Origin of the sequence: Burkholderia sp. BDU5 (genome assembly GCF_001522845.1) — a bacterium.
Taxonomy (GTDB): Bacteria; Pseudomonadota; Gammaproteobacteria; order Burkholderiales; family Burkholderiaceae; genus Burkholderia; species Burkholderia mayonis.
Map to the genome: position 1 here is coordinate 1 of NZ_LOWC01000117.1, position 2,653 is coordinate 2,653.

The window sequence follows — 2,653 nt, forward strand, 5'->3', positions numbered from 1 at the left end:
GCGAATTTCACGAAGGCAGTGAACGCTGCGTCGAAGCAGCGCGTCATCCTTACGGATACCGGCTCGGCAAACGCATATGCGGCTGCGAACGCCGTGCCGTTGACGGCCTTGCCAACCGTGAGTGGCGTCGTGCAAACGATCAGCGTGAAGACGTCCAATACCGGGGCGTCGACGTATTCTCCCGACGGCTTGGCGTCACGACCGATCTTTGGCCTTGGCGGTGCCGCATTGCAAGGCAGCGAGATGCTCGCCAACGGTATTGCGACCCTCGTGTCGTACGTGGGGCCGCTGCTCAACGGTGGGGCCCTGTGCTGGGTATTGTTCGAGTGCATCGGTGGTGCGCAGCAAGTCGCGCCGGCGACGCAGAGCCAGCACGCGCTTCAGGCGGGGCAGGCGCTGGGCCTATTCCTCGGCGTTCAGGTCTTCACGTCGAGCGGCACTTATACGCCCGGCAGTTACACAATCGGCGGCCGAAACGTAGTCGCTTCTCGTGCGCGATTCAAAATCTTGGGAGGCGGAGGAGGAGGTGGTGGGTGCGGAGCGACGAATTCCTCACAGGCCGCGGCAGCGAACGGAGGAAATGGTGGCGCGTACATGGAAGTATTGGTGACGAATGGCCTCACGAGCTTGCAGGTGACGATCGGCGCCGGTGGCACGGGAGCAGTTCCAGGGTTCAACTTCGGGACGTCCGGAGGCAATACGTCGGTAGGCACCTGGGTCGCATCGGGCGGGAATGGAGGTGGGGCCGGTGGCGCAGGCGCACCGCCATACGTGAACAATACGCAGGCCAATAATGGAGGAGGAGTAATCGGAGGACAGGTAATCGTCAATCGATCGTGTTCGCTTGGCGGCGCTGGATTGGCAATGTCTACAATTTATGCCATGGGGGGGGGCGGCGGCGATTCCCCACTCTGTCCGTCATTTAAAGGCGGCGCGACTCCAACTCCAGGCCAGTATGGCGGTGGAGGTGGTGGCGGATCGGCCGGAGCGAGCTCGGTAGCTGTGGGCGGGGCCACTGGGAGCGGTGGAATTGTGATCGTGGAGGAGTACGCATGACACCAGCAATTTACGCACTGGTTCAAGACGGAAAAGTGATAAACATCATCGTCTGGGATGGCGACACCGCCAAGTGGCAGCCTCCGGATGGAGTGCTGGCGTGCCTTCTGCCGTTAGACTCAACTGCGGGGATTGACTGGACGACGGACGATAATGAAACATACTATCCGCCGTCCATTGGGTGAGATCAGCTGAGAATATTCCTCAGCGAATGGAGAAGCCCTTTTTTAGGCGTTTGCTTCTCTGCATTTTCCGGCAGTCGAAATTCGCTCACCGGGAAGGACTCCTGGTGAGCGAAGTTCACTTCCGTATGTTTGACACGATGAGCGCCGTCGATTTCTTCGTACCACCAGGGGGCATCAATGGGGGCTTCGGCATTCGGATTAAAGAACTTGTCCTGGTGATACACCGGTACACCGACAGGTGTGGTGTGCATGACAAGGCTGAACCGGCTCTTGGCCAAATTGGCGATGGGGCCGCCACCGTGAGGCAACTGCGGGTGCCAGATGACAGTGTCGCCTGCTTCGACGCAAAGGGATTCGATTTGCAGGCCGGCATCTTCACAACGCCGCACGACTTCGCTCTGGTAGTCAACCCAGAGGTCATTTGATGTCGGCGGAATTTCTTCAAGCGTTTTGAATCTTCCCAATGCGATCTTTTCGCGATCGAGCTCCGGTATTTTGTGGCCGCCGCGATAAACCTGGAGTGCACCGTTTTCAAGATTGGCGTCTTCAAGGGCCACCCAAACGCCGAAATAAAAGTACTCAGGCTTAGTAGAAAAGACTGGGGTGTCTCGATGGGGTGTTTGTGCCGAGCCGCGCTCGTAGAAGAGCGACGTATAAAGAGTTGGAGTCGCACCGAAAAGCGCTTGCTGGACGCGATAGGCAGTGTGATTTTTTGAAAACAATTCAAAGAGTTCTGGCATCGCCGCATGCAAATTCACAATGCGCGGATAGTGTCCATCTGAATCAAGGAATTTCTTGAATTTTTCAGGGTTCAATCGTGCGAACTCTTTGAACTGATTTACCAGAAACGTACAACGCTCCTTTGGGATCGAGCTACGAATTACCGTGAAACCGTGCTCGATGATGCTCTGGGCATGATGTCTTACATCTGCATCCAAGCCGGCAAGCTTAGCCTCAACTTGCGAGTCATCCATGAACCAAGGGCGCGATTTGGACTTTACCGAATTTTCGATTTGCATAGGTCTGTTGTGAGATTGCTTCGGGTGCTGATATGGCCTGCGCCGATGTTATCACCATTGTCTGGACACGAATATTTTCACTGCCGCCTTCGAGCGGCTTTTCATTACGGAGGCTCGATGAAGAGCGAGGTCGTTGCGAGCGCAGCGAAAGCCGCGCCGGCGGTGGGCAGTAACTTCTGGTTGTGGCTCACGAGCCACGACATCAACTGGTACGTCGCGCTGGCGACGCTCGGCTATATCGGGCTGCAGGCGTACTACCTGATCAAGAACAAAGGGAAGAGGGAGTTGCTCGATGGCTAACGTGCCGAAGAAGACACTGGTGGGGGTTGTGGGGGCTGCTACGGCAGCCCTTCTTGTTTCCATCGTCCCGAAGTTCGAAGGGAGGAAGCTGAC

Annotated in this window: 4 protein-coding genes and 1 pseudogene; 3 read left to right on the top strand and 2 right to left on the bottom strand. The window is 56.8% G+C overall.

The genetic code is table 11. The features are described from left to right. Positions 1 to 254, bottom strand: a 254-nt coding sequence (locus WS69_RS34900) for a hypothetical protein (protein ID WP_231747165.1), incomplete at its 3' end; no start/stop codon positions are given. Positions 255 to 1,052: 798 nt separating this feature from the next. On the opposite strand from WS69_RS34900, the gene WS69_RS33520 reads away from it, so the two are divergent. Further along, positions 1,053 to 1,241 (top strand): hypothetical protein, encoded by a 189-nt coding sequence (locus tag WS69_RS33520; RefSeq protein ID WP_156438241.1) that lies wholly within the window; start codon positions 1,053 to 1,055, stop codon positions 1,239 to 1,241. A 2-nt stretch (positions 1,242 to 1,243) separates the two neighbouring features. Here the strand turns inward: WS69_RS33520 and WS69_RS31480 are convergent, their stop codons facing one another. Then, positions 1,244 to 2,260, bottom strand: a complete 1,017-nt coding sequence (locus WS69_RS31480) for a phytanoyl-CoA dioxygenase family protein (RefSeq protein ID WP_231747166.1) — start codon at positions 2,258 to 2,260, stop codon at positions 1,244 to 1,246. A 117-nt stretch (positions 2,261 to 2,377) separates the two neighbouring features. On the opposite strand from WS69_RS31480, the gene WS69_RS19115 reads away from it, so the two are divergent. Continuing rightward, positions 2,378 to 2,560 carry a hypothetical protein gene (locus WS69_RS19115; protein WP_059472264.1) on the top strand — a complete coding sequence of 61 codons (183 nt, stop codon included), beginning with the start codon at positions 2,378 to 2,380 and terminating at the stop codon, positions 2,558 to 2,560. Next, positions 2,553 to 2,653: pseudogene (locus WS69_RS35520) on the top strand (lysozyme); the annotation flags it as partial. The gene WS69_RS19115 and the pseudogene WS69_RS35520, both read left to right, overlap by 8 nt.

Coding starts and splice junctions, on each gene's coding strand:
- WS69_RS33520 (WP_156438241.1), top strand. CDS start 1,053: ATGACACCAGCAATTTACGCACTGGTTCAAGACGGAAAAGTGATAAAC.
- WS69_RS31480 (WP_231747166.1), bottom strand. CDS start 2,260: ATGCAAATCGAAAATTCGGTAAAGTCCAAATCGCGCCCTTGGTTCATG.
- WS69_RS19115 (WP_059472264.1), top strand. CDS start 2,378: ATGAAGAGCGAGGTCGTTGCGAGCGCAGCGAAAGCCGCGCCGGCGGTG.